At 63.8% G+C, this 18,235-nt stretch carries 12 protein-coding genes; 9 read left to right on the top strand and 3 right to left on the bottom strand.

Features of this window, described 5'->3' with window-relative positions; translation table 11 throughout:
- Positions 1-8 precede the first annotated feature (8 nt).
- The 3 genes from PQ467_RS08100 to PQ467_RS08090 all read right to left on the bottom strand — a co-directional run bounded on the left by PQ467_RS08100 (position 9) and on the right by PQ467_RS08090 (position 5,093).
- The gene (locus PQ467_RS08100) at positions 9-1,760 is read right to left on the bottom strand and encodes a CocE/NonD family hydrolase (RefSeq protein WP_274175983.1); all 1,752 of its coding nucleotides are present in this window, start codon (positions 1,758-1,760) and stop codon (positions 9-11) included.
- Positions 1,760-4,399, bottom strand: coding sequence for a TonB-dependent receptor plug domain-containing protein (locus PQ467_RS08095; protein ID WP_274175982.1), 2,640 nt, complete (start codon positions 4,397-4,399; stop codon positions 1,760-1,762). The genes PQ467_RS08100 and PQ467_RS08095 overlap by 1 nt, the downstream gene beginning before the upstream one ends.
- Positions 4,400-4,628: 229 nt before the next feature.
- Positions 4,629-5,093 (bottom strand): MarR family winged helix-turn-helix transcriptional regulator, encoded by a 465-nt coding sequence (locus PQ467_RS08090; protein ID WP_274175981.1) that lies wholly within the window; start codon positions 5,091-5,093, stop codon positions 4,629-4,631.
- Positions 5,094-5,266: 173 nt separating this feature from the next.
- On the opposite strand from PQ467_RS08090, the gene PQ467_RS08085 reads away from it, so the two are divergent.
- The 9 genes from PQ467_RS08085 to PQ467_RS08045 all read left to right on the top strand — a co-directional run bounded on the left by PQ467_RS08085 (position 5,267) and on the right by PQ467_RS08045 (position 18,206).
- The gene (locus PQ467_RS08085) at positions 5,267-5,773 is read left to right on the top strand and encodes a TRAP transporter small permease (RefSeq protein ID WP_274175980.1); all 507 of its coding nucleotides are present in this window, start codon (positions 5,267-5,269) and stop codon (positions 5,771-5,773) included.
- Positions 5,770-7,074, top strand: coding sequence for a TRAP transporter large permease (locus PQ467_RS08080; protein ID WP_274175979.1), 1,305 nt, complete (start codon positions 5,770-5,772; stop codon positions 7,072-7,074). Before PQ467_RS08085 ends, PQ467_RS08080 begins: the two co-directional genes overlap by 4 nt.
- Before the next feature lie 4 nt (positions 7,075-7,078).
- Complete coding sequence (locus tag PQ467_RS08075) at positions 7,079-8,119, top strand: TRAP transporter substrate-binding protein (RefSeq protein WP_274175978.1); 1,041 nt, start codon at positions 7,079-7,081, stop codon at positions 8,117-8,119.
- Positions 8,112-9,350 (top strand): CaiB/BaiF CoA transferase family protein, encoded by a 1,239-nt coding sequence (locus PQ467_RS08070; RefSeq protein WP_274175977.1) that lies wholly within the window; start codon positions 8,112-8,114, stop codon positions 9,348-9,350. Before PQ467_RS08075 ends, PQ467_RS08070 begins: the two co-directional genes overlap by 8 nt.
- Positions 9,350-11,650, top strand: coding sequence for a 2-hydroxyacyl-CoA dehydratase family protein (locus PQ467_RS08065; protein WP_274175976.1), 2,301 nt, complete (start codon positions 9,350-9,352; stop codon positions 11,648-11,650). The genes PQ467_RS08070 and PQ467_RS08065 overlap by 1 nt, the downstream gene beginning before the upstream one ends.
- Complete coding sequence (locus PQ467_RS08060; RefSeq protein WP_274175975.1) at positions 11,647-12,822, top strand: CaiB/BaiF CoA transferase family protein; 1,176 nt, start codon at positions 11,647-11,649, stop codon at positions 12,820-12,822. The genes PQ467_RS08065 and PQ467_RS08060 overlap by 4 nt, the downstream gene beginning before the upstream one ends.
- Positions 12,822-14,012, top strand: coding sequence for a CaiB/BaiF CoA transferase family protein (locus PQ467_RS08055; RefSeq protein ID WP_274176113.1), 1,191 nt, complete (start codon positions 12,822-12,824; stop codon positions 14,010-14,012). Before PQ467_RS08060 ends, PQ467_RS08055 begins: the two co-directional genes overlap by 1 nt.
- On the top strand, positions 14,009-15,085 hold the full coding sequence (locus PQ467_RS08050; RefSeq protein WP_274175974.1) for a CapA family protein: 1,077 nt from the start codon (positions 14,009-14,011) through the stop codon (positions 15,083-15,085). Before PQ467_RS08055 ends, PQ467_RS08050 begins: the two co-directional genes overlap by 4 nt.
- A 310-nt stretch (positions 15,086-15,395) precedes the next feature.
- On the top strand, positions 15,396-18,206 hold the full coding sequence (locus PQ467_RS08045) for a TonB-dependent receptor (RefSeq protein WP_274175973.1): 2,811 nt from the start codon (positions 15,396-15,398) through the stop codon (positions 18,204-18,206).
- The last annotated feature ends 29 nt before the right edge of the window (positions 18,207-18,235 follow it).

Genomic DNA, 18,235 nt, shown 5'->3' with positions numbered 1-18,235 from the left:
GGGCCGGTTCAGGGTTTGACGATAGGCAGGCTGACACTTGATGGATGGGCCGCATCGCTGATCAGGGTGATGCGCGCCGGTTGCGCATTGGCATTGCGCGCCCTTTCCCGGTAATCCGATCCGGCAAAGGTGAACTGGATGCGATGCCCCTTGGCCCAGACATAGGAGGTGGGCATCACGTCGAACTGCATCCGCACCGGCTCGCCCGGTTTCAGCATCTGCGCATCCTCTGCATAGGCGCGATGCCACGGCAGGCCGGGCAAGGCCCATGGCGCCTTGTCGGTCTTGCGCAGGCTTGCCTTGAGCCGCCCCTCCGTCACGACCTTGACGCTGCCGTCGGGCGCAACATCCTCCAGCATGAGGAAGAGATTGGCATCGGGCGTGTCGGCCGCGATCCAGACATCGGCCAGACCATGGCCCGTCACCTCAACCGGCGCGGCCAGAGCCTTGCCCGCCACAGAATATCCCGCCCCCTTGGGATGGCATGGCTGCATCGTGGGGCCGCCGCCTTCGCCCACGCAGGGCGTGGCGTAATCGACAGCAAAGCTGGTGGTGAGCGGCGCCGGTTTGGTGGAGGCGGTTTCAAGACCCTTCGCGGTGATGGCAAAGCTGGTCTGCGGCGCCTGCGGCAAGGGCCACTGGGTCGCGCTGCGCCATTCGCCGCTTCCGACCGTAAAGTAATGGATCGGCGGATCGCGGTCGATGCCGGTGTCGATGCCCTTCAGGTGGCGGTCAAAGAAACGATGCGCCTCTTCGACAAGGCCAAAGCCATCGTTCTGGCAATGCAGCCAGTCACCGATCAGGATATGCGTGCCGGGAATGTTGAGGAAGGTGATCAGCCCCTGATCGCGCAATTCATCGCGCCATCCGCCCACGACATAAAGCGCCGTTCCCGAACGCCGCATCTGGTTGGCATAGGAGGACGCGCTGCCCTCGGCCCAAAAGGTGCTTTGCACGCTGGGCGCCCAACTGTCGCGATAGGGCAGCGATTTCCACAGTTCGAACAAAGGCGTGGCGCGCTGATGCTCCTCGGCGGCCTTGCGCAGCATGACCTTGTTTTCATCGCCATCGATGGGGGTGATGGCCATGTCCTGCTCGATGGTGCGGGTGGGGCCGGTGCCCCATTGGGCAAAGATCCCGCCGCGCCGCATCGCGTCATATTTGTTCCAGCTGAAACAGCCCGCGAATACGGCTTTCAGATGCGGATTGCCGCCCGTCATCGCATGAACCGCCGCATCGCCGGTGTTTGAACAGCCATATTGGCCGACTATGCCGTTTGACCATGGCTGATCGGCCAGCCAGTCGATCATCTCATAGGCGTCGGCATCTTCGTTGCGCTCGTGGTATCCGCGCATCGTGCCGAAACTCTGGCCATTGCCGCGCCGGGCGACCTGCACCACGACATAGCCGTAATCGGTCAGGCCCGGGATTGAGCGGAACCCCGCCGCGCGCGGGCCGGTGCCATCGGCGGCCTCCTGCGTGGCGGACAATGTGTGGTGCCAGATGACGGGAAAGCGCCCCTCGGCCGGTTTGCCATCCACCGCCGGGCGGGCCACCGTGACGGCCAGACGCGTGCCGTCACGCATCCGCACGTAAAAGCTTTGACGGAGCTGAGAACTATAGGCCTTGGGCGGTTGATAATGGCCAAAGCTGGACGCAGCAGCGGCAGGCACCAGTGCGACGGGAGCCTGCGCCCCCGCTACACCGCCCGCCCCCGCAAAGGCCAGGGCCATCGCGCCGGCCAACAGAAGGCTGCGCATCAGAACTTCTTCCGCGCGCTGACCGCGATCAGGCGGCCGATCGGGTCGGATGCGGTGGCGTCATAGCCGCCGCTGCCGTTCGCGCTGGGGGCAATGTTGACATAGGGCGGTTTAATGTTGAAAACATTGCGGATTTCAAGGCCAAGGTTGAACGGATTTTCCGCTTCGCCCACCTTGAAATTGATCACCGCATCAATCGGCGTATAGCTTTTCACCGCCTGGGCCGTGGCAATGGCATTGTTGGTGTATCCGCCAACATGCGTTGCGCGCAGCAGCACGCCCCAACGCTCCATTTCCCAATTGATGCTGGCGCGGGCGCGGAACCGCAACGGTTGGAAGATCAGGTTGAGTTGGCTGATGAAGGGCGCGGCGGGGGCCTGCTGGGTTTTGTAGCCCAGCATATAGGTGCCGCTGGCGGCCAGCGTGAAGCGACCGGCCTTGTCGGTGTCGATCACATGGCTGGCGGTGAAATCAAGGCCGCGCGTGATCGACCGGCCCAAATTCTGGCTGCGCCCGTCAACAAACAGGGTCACATTGTTCGGACTGCCGCCGGGGAAGGCGCCCGAAACGATCAGCCCCTGCGCCGCATATTGCGCGGCCAGAGCGCCCGCCGCCGCGCCCTGCGTGATCAGGCCCGTGCCGTCATATTGCGACACGCGGTTGAGCAGCGAGAGATCCGAGAGCAGCGCGATGACCTGATTTTTGTAATCCACGTTGAAATAGGTCAGCGAGAATTTGGTCCGCCGGGTCGGCTGGAAATCGGCGCCCACCGACCATGTGGTGGCCGTTTCGGGCTTCAGATTGAGATTGCCGCCCGACAGCGCGACCCCGGTGATCGGCGTGCCGCCGGTGGGATTCTGATAGGACTGCACGAAAAGGCCGTTCGAATTGCCGTAGATCTGCGGCAGGGTCGGCGCGCGGAAGGATGTGCCATACGACCCGCGCAGGGTCAGGCTCTCCACCGGCTTCCAGTTGACGCCGAATTTGGGATTGGTGGTCTCGCCCACGTCGGAATATTTGTCGTAACGGACCGCCGCATCGATCTCCAGCTTTTGCAGGCCCGGCACCGCATTTTCGGGGCCAAACACCGGGATCACCAATTCGGCATAGGCCGAATCCACTCGCCGCCCCGGATTGGTCCAGGTGAAGGGAATGCCCGGATTGCCGCGCTGGCTGCCCAGCGAGACGTTGAATTCCTGACCTTCATAGCCTGCGGCCAGCTTGACCTGACCGGCGGGCAGATTGAACAGCGGCCCGTTCAACCGCGCCTCATAGCCGACAAAGCGGCCGATGGTGGGGGCGATGAAGACCTGATTGAAAATGCCCGCCAGCGTGGCCGCGGACGTGCGGCCAAGGCCATAGGGGTCAAAGGCGGTGGCCGGGTTGCTGCTGGCCAGAGCAGCGTTCAGCGCGGCATTGCTGGTGCCCAGCGTGCTGGTCGAAATGTCATAGGTGCGCCCCTTGCCCACCAATGCCTCGAACTGCCAATTGCGGGGCAGCTTGATCTTGACCCCCGGCGTGATCTGCCAGCTTTCCGAATGGCCATAAGTGGCATTGCGCGCCACATCATTCGAGAAATTGTAGCCCAGCGAATAGGACGTGCCGGTAAAGCCGGTGGGCCGGACAAAGAAGGCATTGGTCTGGGGCACGGTCAGGGACGCGCTGCTGTAGGCCGGCAGGCGGTAGAACGAGCGATAGGAATAGAAGCCGTCGACAAAGAATTCGAGCCAGTCGGTCGCCTTGAAATTGGCCGTCATGTTGGCCGAGTCATATTTCTGGCGCGGGATCAGGTCCTGCCCCTGCAGATCATCGCAGCGATTGCTGGTGCCCGCGGTCAATTGCGAAGGATTGGTGAGGCCGCCCGCCGGAATGGCGTAGTTGACGCCGCCCGCCGTGATCGTGCCGGGCGCGCAGCGCGTGACCGAATAGTCATTGCCGCCATAGCGCGTCTGGTTCGAGGTGAAGAACGGGCGATCATACCCGTTGAGGTTCGATTTTTCGACATGTTCATAGGCCACCATGAACTGGCCCCGGTCGAACTTGCGGCCATAGGCGGCCCCGGCCATCTTTTCATTATAGGCCCCGTCCGAGGCAATGCCGCCGCGCATGGAAACCTCAAGCCCGTTGAGACTGCGGCGCGGGATCAGGTTGACCACGCCTGCCACCGCATCCGACCCGTAAATGGCCGAGGCGCCATCGGCCACAACCTCGATCCGCTCAACGCCCAGCGTCGGCAGGGTGGACGGGTCGATCGAGCGGCTGTTGTTGGTGACGCGGTGGCCATCGACGATGATCAGCGTGGCATTCGGCCCGATTCCGCGCAGGTTGATCGAGTTGGAATAGACGATATTGCCCGAACCGCCCGATTGCCCGCGCGAATTTTCCGAAACGCCAAGGTCGAACACCTGCGGCAGATCGCGGATCGCGCGGTCGATCGTCACGCGGCCCGTGGCGGCGATGTCGGCGTTGGACAGAGCCGTCACGGTCGAACCGATGGGCGCCTCGCCGCGCACGCGGCTGCCTGTCACGATGATGTCGGCGTTGGTGGCGGCGTCCTGGGCCCATGCCAAAGGCGCAGACAACGCCCCGGCCAGCACGGTGCCTGTCAGCACGGCCGCGCGGAACTTACGATGGTTCATGGCATCCTCCCGAAAATTGCAAGCGATTACACGTATCGTCCGCTGAGCGAGATGGATGCGCTGTGCTGCGTGACGCGGGGCACTTTTCCTCTCCTCACAAGCTGGTGACCGGATTCGGCCTTGCCAGGCGGAACGTATTCGTTCTTGAGGATGAAGATGCGTAAATTGGTTGAATGAGTCAACTATATTTTTTCAGGATCAATGCGCCGCAATGCAGCATTTGCGCCGACTATTCTTCGCGCACGCACACCGCATACATCCGGTCGAGCAATTCGCTGAGCAACATCAATTCGGCAGGAGAAAGCTGGTGCAGCACAGCATTCTCGGTAGTTGAAACAACCGCGAAAATTTCCTCCAGCTCGCGTTCACCCTCGGGGGTGATATAAAGCGCATGGCGCCGCCGATCCTGGGTCGAACGCTTGCGCGCGGCCCAGCCCCGGCGCTCCAGATCATCGAGCAAACTGACCGTCACCGATTTGTCCATCGCAATTTCGCGTGATAGTTCGGCCTGCGAGATCCCCGGATTGGCCGAAATCAGCGCGAGCGAGGAAAACAGGCCCGAACGCAACCCCCGATCGGCCGTGGCATTGACGAAATCGCGCGAGAGCTGATTTTGCACCCGGCGCAGGCGAAAGCCGACATAATCGCCCAGCCGCCCCAGTTTCACGCCAGTTGCCGTTTCTGCCTTACTCATCCGCGAACCCGATCCCATTTAGTTGACATATTCAACGATTGAATTAATCTACCTTCTCGGTGACTCGGCCATTAGACGCCCGACACAAGGGGATGTCAACGTGATGTCCATAAGGGCCACCGCCGCAAAGATCCGGCCGTTCAAGCAAGCCGGCACCAAGGGAAGAGAGCAAGATGCCCGCACCACCGCAAGATGGCGTTGCCCATGGCGATGAAGCCAGACCTTCTGTATTGCGTCGCCTCGCCTATGGGCTGGGCACGGTCGGCCTGGGATTGACCGCGTCATCGGATTTCATTGCGGTGGCGGGGCGTCATCTGGGGCTGCATCTGCTCGGCTCGATCGAACTGACCCAGACGGGGATCGTCTTTCTGGGCGCCGGGGCCATGCTTTACGCCACGCTTGAGCGCCATCATGCAAGCGTTCACATGGTTACATCGCGCCTTTCCGCCCCCACCGCCGCCCTGCTGCGACGGATCATGTCGGTGGTCAGCGCGGCCGTGTTCCTCACCGTGGCCATCGGCACGGCATGGGTGATGAGCGACCTTTGGCACGGGTATGAAATGACAGAATTGCTGCAAATTCCCATCCGCTGGCTGCGCGCGCTCTGGCTGCTGTCCGGCTCCGCCATCGCCGCGCTGTTTCTCTATCAGGCGCTGCGCCATGATGGAGGCGAAGCATGAGTCCCGAACTGATTGGCGGGATCGGCATTGCCTTGCTGCTGGCCATGCTGGCCGGCGGCATTCCCATCGGCATCGGGCTGATGCTGGCGGGGATCGGCGGGATGGCGGTGATGATCGCGCCGGAGGCCGCGCTCATCAAGGCCGGGGTCGTTTCCTATGAAGTCATCTCAAAATATGAACTGGGCGTGCTGCCGCTGTTCCTGTTGATGGCGCATATCTGTTTCGCCGCCGGGGCCAGCCGCGATTTCTTTGCTGTGGCGGCGCGCTTTGTCGGCCATCGGCGGGGCGGTCTGGCGCTGGCCTCCATTGGCGGCTGCGCAGGGTTTGGCGCGATTTCCGGCTCCTCTCTGGCCACGGTCGCCACGATTTCCTCGGTCGCTTTGCCCGAAATGCGCAAGGCTGGCTATCATCCCGGCTTTGCCGCAGGCGCTTTGGCCGCAGGCGGTACGCTGGGTTCGCTGGTGCCGCCTTCGGGGGCGCTGATCGTGTTTGGCATCATTGCCGAACAATCCATCGGCAAGCTGTTCGCCGCCTCGCTGATCCCGGTGGCGACGCAGGCGATTTCCTATCTCATCACCATCATCATCCTTTGCACGATCAACCCCGCCCTCGGCCCGGCCAGCACGCGCGCCACATGGGGCGAGCGCCTGCGCGCGCTGGGCAAGATCGCCGATATCGTCACGATGATCACCTTTGTCATCGGCGGGCTGATGATCGGCTGGTTCACGCCGACCGAGGCCGCATCGGTGGGCGTGGTGGCCTCGCTGGGCCTGCTGGCGCTGCGCGGGGGCTTCGCCCTTGCCGCGCTGAAACAGGCTGCCCATGCCACCTTGCGCACGGCGGGCATGATCTATGTCATCATCATCGGGGCGATGCTGTTTGCCACCTTCATCTCGATCACCGGCATTACCGAGGCCATGTCCGGCGCGGTCATCGGCCTTCACGCCAGCCCGGTTCTGGCCATCATCGTCATGACGCTGGTGCTGCTCCTGCTGGGCAGCTTCCTTGACGGCGTGGCGCTGATGCTGCTGACCACCCCCATATTCCTGCCGATTGCCGAGGCTTTGGGCTACAGTCCGATCTGGTTCGGCATCTTCCTTGTCCGCACGATGGAACTGGGCTTTGTCCACCCGCCGCTGGGCCTCAACATCTACGTGCTTCAGGGCGTGGCCAAGGACCTTTCGCTGGGCACGATTTTCCGGGGAGTGATCCCCTTTCTCGTCGCCGATTTTCTGCATCTGGGCGCGATCATTGCCTTTCCGGCCATGGCGCTGTGGCTGCCCAAGATGATGGGGGCCTGATCCCATGCGCAAAACTCTCACTCTGGGGCTTGTGGCCTTGTTGACCGCCTGCTCCTCGCCCGCGCCCAAAGCGGAATACACGCTGACCTATGCCAGCCCCTATCCGCCCACCCATCCTTTCAGCAAGGCCGACATTGCCTGGATGCATCAGGTGGAGAAGGACAGCGGCGGGCGCATCGCGTTCAAGCCCTATTGGTCGGGCGCGCTGATTTCATCAGACATGAGCATCACCGAGATCCGCCATGGTCTGGCCGACATCGGCCTCATCACGCCGATCTACACGCGCGGCGGGGTCCATCTGCAACGCGCGCAGGCGGGCTTTTACGGCGGCGTCAAAACCATGGAGGATCAGGTCAGCATCTATGACTGTCTGGCCGCGCGTTTCCCGCAATTGTCGCATGAATTGCCGGGCCTGCATGTGCTGGCAGTTCAGGGGGGCAATTTCCCCGGAATTATGACGCGCAACCGCCCGGTGCGCACATTGGCCGACCTCAAGGGCCTGCGCCTGCGCGCCCAGACCGATTCCATTGACGTGCTGCGCGCATTGGGCGCCGATCCGGTCAACATGCCGATGGCCGAGGTCTATTCCGCGCTGGCCAAAGGCGTGATCGACGGCGTGGTGGCGCCCGCCGACACGATCAAGAGCCTGCACTTCTCGGAAGTGGCGCATTATTTCACCACGCTGCGCCTCAGCCGTGGCGGATATCCCGCGCGGGCCATGTCCGACATCGCCTGGCGCCGCCTGCCGCCTGATCTGCAAAATGTGCTCAATGCCGCCAAGCCCAAGTGGGAGGCGCAATTGAACGCCAACAATGCACGGGCGGAAAAGGCAGGGATCGCCTTTGCCCGCGACCACGGGGTGACGATCCTCCCCCTGCCCACCGCCGACCAGACCCGTTTCGATGCGCTGTATAACCGCTTTGCCCTGGATCAGGCCCGCCGCCTTTCGGCCGTGGGCATTGATGGCGAGCCGGTGTTCCGCGCCGCCCAAGCCCTCATTGCCAGCGGCCAGACCCGCTGCACCAAGGATATGCCCCATGACTGACCAGACCCGCCCTCTCGAAGGGCTGACCGTGCTTGACCTCACCCGCGCTCTGGCGGGGCCTTATGCCACGCTGCTGCTGGCCGGGCTTGGGGCCAAGGTCATCAAGATCGAGGAGCCGGTGGGCGGCGACCTTGCCCGCGAAAACAGCCCCTATCTGGGCCGCGACGGCATCATGGTCGAACGCGCGCATGAGGATGACATCTCGCTCTCGCACCTGACGCGGGCGCGGGGCAAATACGGCGTCTCGCTCAATCTGAAGCGGCCAGAGGGCAAGAAGCTGTTCATGGATCTGGTGGCCAAGGCCGACATCGTGGTGGAAAATTTCACCGCGGGCACCGCCGACCGGCTGGGCGTGGGCTATGAAGCCTGCGCGCAGGTCAACCCGCGCATTGTCTTCGCCTCGCTGTCGGGCTTTGGCGCGAATGACCGTTCGGGCAAGGCGATGGACGTCATCATCCAGGCATTGTCGGGCGCAATGTTCACCAGCGGCGAACCGGGCCATCCGCCCGTCCGCATCGGCATTCCCATCGCCGATATGCTGGCCCCGGTCTTCACCGTCATCGGCATCCTTGCCGCGATTGAACAGCGCCACCGCACCGGCATCGGCCAGCATGTGGATGTGTCCATGCTGGGCGCGCTCACCTCTTTCGTCGCCATCGAAAACTGGTCGGCCATGGCGGCGGCCGGGATGCCGTCTCGCACGGGCCTGACGGTTCAGCGCCTGTCGCCCTTTGGCGTGTTTGAATGCGCCGATGGCTATGTGGCGGTGGTGGCCGTGCATGAACCGCTTGCGCGGGGCCTGTTCGATGCGATGGGCCAGCGCGAGCTTGGCGATGATCCCCGCTTTGCCAACCGCGACGCCCGGGTGGCCAATGCCGAGGTGCTGGAGGCCACGATCAACGCGTGGAGCCGCCAGTTGCCCGTGGCGCAGGTCTGCCGCCTGCTGGAGGAACGCGGCGTCCCCGTCGCCCCGGTGCGCCACCCCGAGGACGCGCTGGTCGACCCCCGCGTGGTCGAGCGCCACGAAACCATGGCGGTCGAGCACCCTACTTATGGCTCGAACGTCGATCTGCGCACGGCGGGCATCCCCATCCAGTTTTCCGCCGCCAGCACCGGTTTCGATGATGCGCTGCCGGTCTATATCGGCCAGCACAATGAGGATGTGTACGCGCAATATCTCGGCCTCTCGCCGGAGGACGTGGCGCGGTTGAAAAGCGAAGGCGTCATCTGATGCTTGCCTTCTTCCATCAGGCCTATTCAGATCCATCGAATGCTCCCGCCCGCGCGCCGGTTATCCGCACTTTGGGCTTTGACGCGCCGCGTGCGGCTTTGCTGGGTGCCGGATTTCAGCCGGTGCGTCTGGTCGCCCCGCGATTGGCGGCAACGCCCCGCGCCGATGCCGTGATGGGGCATGCCGCAATGGGCCATCGCGGCAAATGCCTGCTGGAAGCGCTCCTGTCATGGGATGACACGCCGCTGCTGATCACCGCCGCCGATGGCGAACAGCCGCAGATCTTCGCCGCCCTGCGCGAACTGGGGCGACAGGGCGAGGCGGTGCCCCGGCACATGCATTTCCTCGATTGGCTGCACCTGCCGCGCGCCGCATCCATGGCCTATAATGACGCGCGCATGACGCAGATGGGCGATTGGCTGGCGGGCCTTGGCACGGCTCCGGCTGAGGATGCGCAAGCCCTGCTCGCCCATCAGGCCCACCTGCTCGACGCGCTGGGCGAGGCGCGGCGGCGGGGCAGGATCAGCGGCACTGGCGCGCTGGCCGTGATCGGCGCTTCAGCTATTCTCCACCCGGCGGATTACAATCCCGCGCTCGAAGAACTGCTGGTGGAACTGGTGTCTGCGCCCGAAATTCCGGCGCGCCGCCTGTTCATCACCGGCACCCCGCATGAGGGCCTTGAACTCTATTCTGCCATCGAGGCCGAAGGCTGGCTCATCGTGGGCGAGGATCACGCATGGGGCCAAAGTTTCGCCCATGGCCCCTGCCCCCCGCGCATCGACGTGACGAGCGCAAAGCGGATCGCCTCTGCGGCCACGGCCTGCGGGGCGGATGCGGTGCTGCACCTGTCCATCGGCGGCGATGAGGCCGCGCCTTGGCAGGAGGCCGCGATCCGCCGCGCCCTGCCGAATATGCCGTTTACCGCGCTGCGCTGCGACGCGCTGCCCGATGCGCGTTTCCTTTCCCGCCTGCGTGGAGAGGCCGAACCGCCCCGCGCGCCCAAACCACCCCGCGCCGCATCGCCCAAGGGCGAAAAGCGCAGCCGCAAATCCCTGGAATCGGTGGCCAGTTTCAACGCCTATCAGCGCGCATGGTTTGCCGATCTGCGCGCCAAGGTCGCGGCGGGCAGCCCCTTTGCCATGGCCAATGCCAATGCCCCGCAGGAAATCCTGCGCGCGCTCGACATACCCTTTGTCGTCAACCAATGGTGGGCCTCCATCGTCGCGGCCAAGCAGCAATCGGGCCGATACCAATCGCTGCTGCGCGACCATCACTACCCCGCCAATGTCGAGGCCTATTCCGCACAAGGCATCGCCGCCGCCTTTGATGATGATGCTGAAAACGCGCCATGGGGCGGGTTGCCCCGGCCCGATTTCGTCCACGCCGTAGCCACCAGCGAGCCGACCGCCCGCATCTTTGCCGAATGGGCGCAGGTGACGGGTGCGGCGGCCTTCGTCTATGAAAAGAGCAATGATCCGCGCATGGATCTTTACGGCGATTGGTGGGCCCGCTTGCCCGATCATTGGGAGGAAGCGCTCGAACCCGAACGCATCGACCTGATGACGGCGGAGCTGCGCGAGGTGATCGCCACCATCGAGGCCAAGACCGGCCGCCGCTTTGACGAGGCCCGTTTCCGCGCCGTGATGGATCTGGTCAATGAACAGGAGGATTATTACCGCAAGACCCGCAACCTGATCGCGCAGACCGTGCCCGCCCCCATCGGCATCGTCGATTCCATGCCCGCAACGATGGTGCCGCAATGGCATCGCGGCACGCAATGGGCGCGCGATGCGGCCAAGGCGTTTTACGAGGAGGTCAAGGCGCGGGTCGACGCTGGATTGGCCGCCTGCCCCGGCGAAAAGGTCCGCCTGATGTGGGTGGGCCGGGGCCTTTGGAGCGAGATGGGCTTTTACCAGAAATGGGAGGAAAGCCACGGCGCGGTCTTCGTCTGGTCGATGTATCTGGCGCTGGCCGCCGATGGCTATATCCGCGATATTGAGGGCAAGGATGCGCTGCGCGCCTTGGCCTCGCGCTGCATCACCATGGGCGATGAGCTGCGCATGCCGACATGGGCCGGACCGTGGTATGTGCATGAGGCGCAGATCCACACGATTGACGGCGTAGTGGCGCTGTCGGACGCCGATCCCTTTGTGGTGCGGGCGCTGCGCGAGGCGGGCTTTCCGGTGCTGGAACTGACCGCCGACAATTTCAACCGCGAGGGCGAGGATGGCGCGGCGATCGAGGCCGCGATCACGACCTTTATCGAGGGCGCGGCGGGCCAGAGGGCGGCGCAAAGATGACTGCCCTCACCGGCCTCAAGATCGTCGATTTCAGCCGTTTCCTGCCCGCCGCCTATGCCTCATGGGTGGCCGCCGATATGGGCGCGGATGTGGTAAGGATCGAGCACCCGCGCGAACTGGCCAAGGCCGAGGCGATGTTCGGCCACGACGAGGATGAGGCCGCAGCGCTGCGCCGCCGCGCCCGCCCCTCCTATACGCGCGGCAAGCGCAGCCTGAAGATCAACCCCGGCCATGAGGCGGCGAGGCCCGTGCTGGAGAAATTGATCGCGCGGGCCGATGTGCTGATCGAGGATTACCGCCCCGGCGTGATGGAGGGCATGGGGTTTGGCGCGGGGCGGATGCTCGCGCTCAACCCTCAGCTTGTCTATCTCTCGGTCAGTTTCGCCGGACAGAGCGGACCGCTGGCGGGGCGCGCCGGGCATGATCCGCTGGCGCTGGCGCTGGCGGGGGCCTTGTCGCGGCTCAATGGCCTGCCCGCGCCAAGCCTGCCCGGATTGCAGGTGGCCGATGTGCTGACCGGCGCGCAGGGGACGATTGCCATGCTGCTGGCCCTTTCCGCGCGGGACCGCAGCGGGCGGGGGCAGCATGTGGATGTGGCGATGGCGGATGCGTGCCTGCCGCTGCTGGCGGTGTCGATGGGGCGCTATGACGATCCCGATGCCGCACCGCCGCCGGGCGCGTGGCACCCCAAGGGCGGGGTCTGGGCATGCGCCGATGGGCAATTCCTCTGCACCACGGATATGGAGCCAACCTATTGGCGGCGTTTTTGTGACGCCATCGGGCGGCCCGATTTCGCCGCCATGCAGCACGCGCTTGATCAGCACCCGACGATGCAGGAGCAGATCGCCACGCTCATGCGAACCCGAACGCGCGACGAATGGGCAGCGCTGCTGGCCCAATCCGATACGCAGGCGATGCCGGTCTATTCGATGGCCGAGGCGATTGCCCACCCCCACCACCGCGCGCGCGGGCGGATCGTGGAGGTGGCCCTGCCCGGACAAGAGCCGGTGACGCAATTGAGCCTGCCCTTTGGCCTGTCCGAAACGCGCAGCGTGCCGCCTCGCCCCGCCGGACACGCCGGGGCCGACAATCAGGCGATCCTGACCGGACTGGGCTTTGACCCGGCCATGATTGCCGCCAGCGGGGCGTTGGACGCAGGAGAGAGACATTGATGCCGCTTTCAGGCATTCGCGTGCTGGATTTCACCCATGCCATCGCCGGGCCGACTGCGACGATGACGCTGGCGCAATTGGGGGCCGAGGTCATCAAGATCGAGCCGCCGATGAAAGGCGATGATTTCCGCCACTATACCGAACATGCCGGATTGCCGGGCATGTCGGTGCCCTTTGCCGCGGTCAATGCGGGCAAGCGCAGTCTGGCGCTGAACCTTAAAGATCCGCGCGGGATGGAGATTGCGCGCGATCTGGCGGCGCGGGCCGATGTGGTGGCGGAGAATTTCCGGCCCGGCGTGATGGCGCGGCTGGGGCTGGGCTATGAGGTTTTGTCCGCGCTCAATCCGCGCCTGATCTGGCTCTCGCTTTCGGGATTTGGGCAAAGCGGGCCGCTAAAGGATCGCGGCGCCTATGATCATATCGCGCAGGCGACATCGGGCATGGCGATGATGAATGCCACCGCCGATGGTCCGCTGAAAATCGGCATTCCGGTGGTGGACAGTTTTACCGGCTATCTTGGCGCGATGGGCGTGCTGGCGGCGCTGCGGCGGCGGGATATGACCGGCGCGGGCGAGAAACTGGACGTGGCGATGTTGGATGCGGCGCTCAAGATCATGGGCGGGGCCGCCTCGGTCTGGGACTATACCGGGGCCTCGCCCAAGGGCACGGGCAATCGCGGGTTTCGCCTTGTGGCCACGGCGGAATATTACGCATGCGCCGATGGCTGGATCGCCCTTGGCGCCAATCATCAGCATCAGATCGAGGCGCTGTTCGCCGCTCTTGGCGCGGGCGAGATGATCCACGATCCGCGCTTTGCCACCCATGCCGCACGGGTGGAACATTATGCCGCGCTCAAGGGCTGGCTGACGCAGGAAATGCTGAAATATTCGGCGCAGGCGTTGGAGGATCGCTTGACGCAGGCGGGCGTCCCCGCCGCGCGGATTAGCGAGATCGGCGATATTTTGAGCCACCCCCATATGGCACAGCGCAGGCTGATGGCGCAGGCACAATTGCCGGGGCATGATCGGCCGCTGGCGGTGCTGGGTCTGGGCATGGGGCCGGATTTCTGCGCGGGCGATGATGCGGGCGCGGTGCCGGTGCTGGGCGCGGACGGCGATGCGATTTTGGACGAGATAGGCATGGACGCAGCGGCGATTGCGACCCTGCGCGAGGCGGGAGTGATCGGATGAGCGCGACGCGCATTCTGCTGGTGGGCGATCTCATCCTTGATGTGCCGGAACCCGATCACTGGCTGTCGGGCATCGCGCCGATCCTGCGAGGGGGCGATGTGGTGATCGGACATCTGGAGGTGCCCTATACGACCTGTCAGGAGGAGGTTCCGGGCGATGTCCCCGCCCCCGGCGCCGATCCGGCGCATCTCGACGCGCTGGCCCGCGCCGGTATCACGGCGGTCAGCATGGCGGGCAATCACATGATGGATTGCGGCCCGGTGGGTCTGGCCGAAACGATGGCGGGGCTGGATCGCAACGGGATCGCCCATGCCGGGGCGGGGGTGGATCTGGACGCGGCGCGGGCGCCGGCATTTCTGAGCGCCGGCGCGCGGCGGATCGCCCTGCTCAGCTATAATTGCGTGGGGCCGGAATTGAGCTGGGCGGGCAAGGGCAAGCCCGGCTGCGCCTATGTCCGCATCACGCCCGATGATGGCGGCCCCAGCCGTCCGCAAGCCGAACTGATCCATATCGACCCTGCATCGCAGGCCGCGATGGAGGCGGACATCCGCGCGGCGCGGGCGGCATCCGATCTGGTCATCGTCGCGCTGCATAAAGGGATCACGCATAGACCCGCTGAACTGGCCCCCTATGAACGCCCGCTGGCGGCGGCGGCGGTCGCGGCCGGGGCGGGCGTGGTGGTGGGCCACCATGCCCATATCGCGCGCGGGATCGAGGCGATCGGCGGCGCCCCGGTGTTTCACGGATTGGGCAATGCCTGCGTCGTCACCCATGCGCTCTCGCCCGCGCAGGACCATCCGGCCCGCGCCGAATGGGTGGAACGGCGCAAGAAACTGTTCGGGTTTGAACCCGACCCGGCCTACCCCCTCGCCCCGTTTCATCCCGAGGCGGTCAACGGCATGATCGGCGAAGTGATCTGGCACGAGGATGGCAGCGTGGATTTCGGCATCATCCCCCTCTGGTTTGAACCGCCGGGGCGCCCGGTTCCGGCGGGCGAAAGGGCCGCGGCGGTGCGGGCCTATATCGAGGCCATCGGACGGAAAGCGGGATTGCCCGCGACCGCGATGCGATAGGCGGCCAAGGCATGGCCACAGCAAAAAGCCCGGCAGGCGTCTGCCGGGCTTTTTGCTGTGGCGCAAAGTCCCGACTCTGCGCCAAGCGGCATTTCACAAAGTGATACCGTCGGCCATATAAAGACAACCCTTTGCCGCGATGGGCAACCACACGCATCGCATTTTCACGTTTAATTTCAATGCATTGATCCCCATCGGCAATATTTCGAAACGCGGCTTGCAAAGTGACGGCCTTGACGATAGGTTCATAATGCGTTCGATAAGTTCATATTGAGCAATATTAAAACGAAAACAGGGAAGGTTGTCCACCATGGCTTCAAAGGTTCACCTTTGGCGATGCTCCTCTGCGTCCGCCGCGCTCATCATCGCGCTGGCGGCCCCGGCTCTGGCCCATGCGCAAAGCGCGCCCGCCGCCCCCGCGAGCAATGCCGACATTATCGTCAGCGGCATTCGCCAGAGTCTTGCCAATGCCTTGAACACCAAGCGCAATTCCGATCAGGTAGTGGACGCGATCTCGGCCGAGGATGTGGGCAAATTCCCGGACAAGAACGTGGGCGAAGCGCTGCAACGCATCACCGGCGTCCAGATCAGTCGCGCCGGCGGCGAAGGATCTGCGGTGTCCATTCGCGGCGTGGATCCGGGGCTGATCCGCGTTGAAATCAATGGGCAATCCACCCTATCCACCGCCGCCGGGCCAGCCGCCGGATCGGCCACCAATCCGGCGGTCGAATTTCGCGACATCCCGGCCGAATTCATCAGCCGCCTCGAAGTCGTCAAATCGGCCACCGCCGATATGACCGAGGGCGGGCTGGGCGGTACGGTGCGCATCATCACCCGCCGCCCGTTCGACACCAAGAAGGACTATCTGGCCGGATCGGTCCAGGGGGTTTACGGCACGCTGGGCAACAGGCTCGACCCCAAATTCGCGCTGATCGGCAGCCATCTTTTCGCGCATGACACGCTGGGCGTGCTGCTCTCGGCCACGTATGAAAAGCGCAGCCTGTGGTACGATCAGGCCAAAACAACAGGCTGGCGCCAGATCCGCAAGAATGGCGCCACCGCCGCGCAATGCAGCCAGACCGTGCAGACCGGCTGCGTTGATCTGAACAATGACGGCACGGGCGATTTCTATCCCGACATTCCACGCTATGCGATGTATCGCGAACGCACCGAGCGCTATGCTTTCAACGGCATTGTCGAATGGCGCCCTTCCGACAATTTCCGCCTGTTCTTTGACAACACCTATACACGGGGGCTGCAGACGCTGAACTCCCAGCTCATGCAGATCAACACGTTTTCGGCGCTGACCCCGGCCTTGACGCTCGGCAATGACACCAGTGTCAACGCGGGCAACGCGGCCAGCTATGTCCAGTTCCAGCAAACCCCGGTGGCCAATCCGACCAGCACCAATGCGCTGGGCGTATCCTATCGCAACATCAACGGCACGATCGACCGCCAGACCTATACCGGCACACTGGGCAGCGAATGGCATGTCAGCCCCAAGCTGACGCTGCGCGCGCGGGGCGGCTATTCATGGGCGCGGGCCTTCAATGATGAAATCGACGTGGTGGGCACGCAATATGGCCTGACCGCTGTGACCGTGGACTATCGCAACCCGGTGGGTGCGCCCAACATCAGCCTTTCAACCGACCCCACCAATCCGGCGGGCATCAACAACCTGCAGATCCAGCACAAGCCGCGCCAGAACGTCCAGTCCGAGCGCAATTTCCAGTTCGACGGCGATTACGACGTCGGCGGTTTTCTCAAACAGATCAAATTCGGCGTCCAGCGCCGCGTGACGCGCCTCAATTCGATCTATCACGACGGCACCGTAACCTATGAAGGCTATACCGCCACGCCCGGCGTGGGCGATATCAAGACGCGCACCTGGGTCACGGGCACATCGGTTGATGCGGTCACCTCGACGGCCACCAATGCCGCGATCCTCTCGCAAATCCAGTCCTATGTGAAATATGCCGATCTTGGCGATCACAACTTCTTTTCGACCGGCAATATCGGCGGGACCAATATCCAGCGCTGGCTGAACATGAATATGGCGATTGCCAATGCGGCGGGCATCCCTTCGACCTATGGCGCCAGCAATTGGTCGCCGGGCGACACCTATGATGTGAAACAGAAGAACTGGGCCGGATATGTCTCGACAAAATGGGGCTTTACTCCGTTTGACCGCAATCTGGCCGTGGTGGTGGGCGCGCGCGTGATCCGCATGGAAACCATCGCCTCGGGCTATAACATCAACACCAGCGCGGGCACCTTTGCCCCCGTCACCTTCACCGGCGCCCACACCTATGTCCTGCCCTCGGCCAATCTGCGCTATGAACTGGTGCCGAATAAGCTGATCCTGCGCGCCACGGCGACATCGGTGGCCGCCGCGCCCGATCTGGCCAAGATCGCGCCGTCCATGTCGCTCAACACGATTGCGCTGACCGGATCGCGCGGCAATCCCAAACTCAGCCCCTATACCGCCCAGCAATATGACCTTGGTCTGGAATGGTATATCTCGCGGGTGAATTATCTCTCGGCCACTTTCTGGCGCAAGGATATTCAGGGCTTCCCCTATAAGGTGGCGACGACCGAGAATTACAACGGCACCGATTTCACCATCTCGACCTATTACAACAGCGCCGCCCCGGTTCAGATCAACGGGTTTGAGGCGGGGTTAGTCTATGGCTTCGACTTCCTACCCGGCCCGTTCAAAAACATGGGGCTTCAGGCCAATTACACCTATGCCAAGGATCGCGGTTTTACCACGACCGGCTATTACAGCGGCCAGTCGCTGGGCTTTCCGGGCCTTTCGCGCCACAGCTATAACCTGTCGGCCTTCTATGACGACGGCCATCTGAACGCGCGCGTGTCGTACAACTGGCGCTCGCGCTATAATATCGGGCCGGAGCGTGACAATCTCAATGCCTTTGGCCGCCCCTATGGCCAATGGGACGCCTCGTTCAGCTATAAGGTCGGCGATCATCTGACCGCCTTTGTCGATCTGGTGAACATCACCAATGCCCAGCGCATCGAGGACGAGGAAAGCGCCTATCGCGTGTCCACTGTCGAAACCTATGGCCGCCGGGTCTATTTCGGCGTCCGGGCGAAGATGTGATGGCAAAGTTTGGCGCGTGAGGGGGCGGC

Source organism: Novosphingobium sp. KACC 22771 (assembly GCF_028736195.1).
In the GTDB taxonomy this organism is placed as follows: Bacteria; Pseudomonadota; Alphaproteobacteria; order Sphingomonadales; family Sphingomonadaceae; genus Novosphingobium.
The sequence above is the reverse complement of the archived record's forward strand: the minus strand, read 5'-3'. Positions and strand labels throughout refer to the sequence as shown.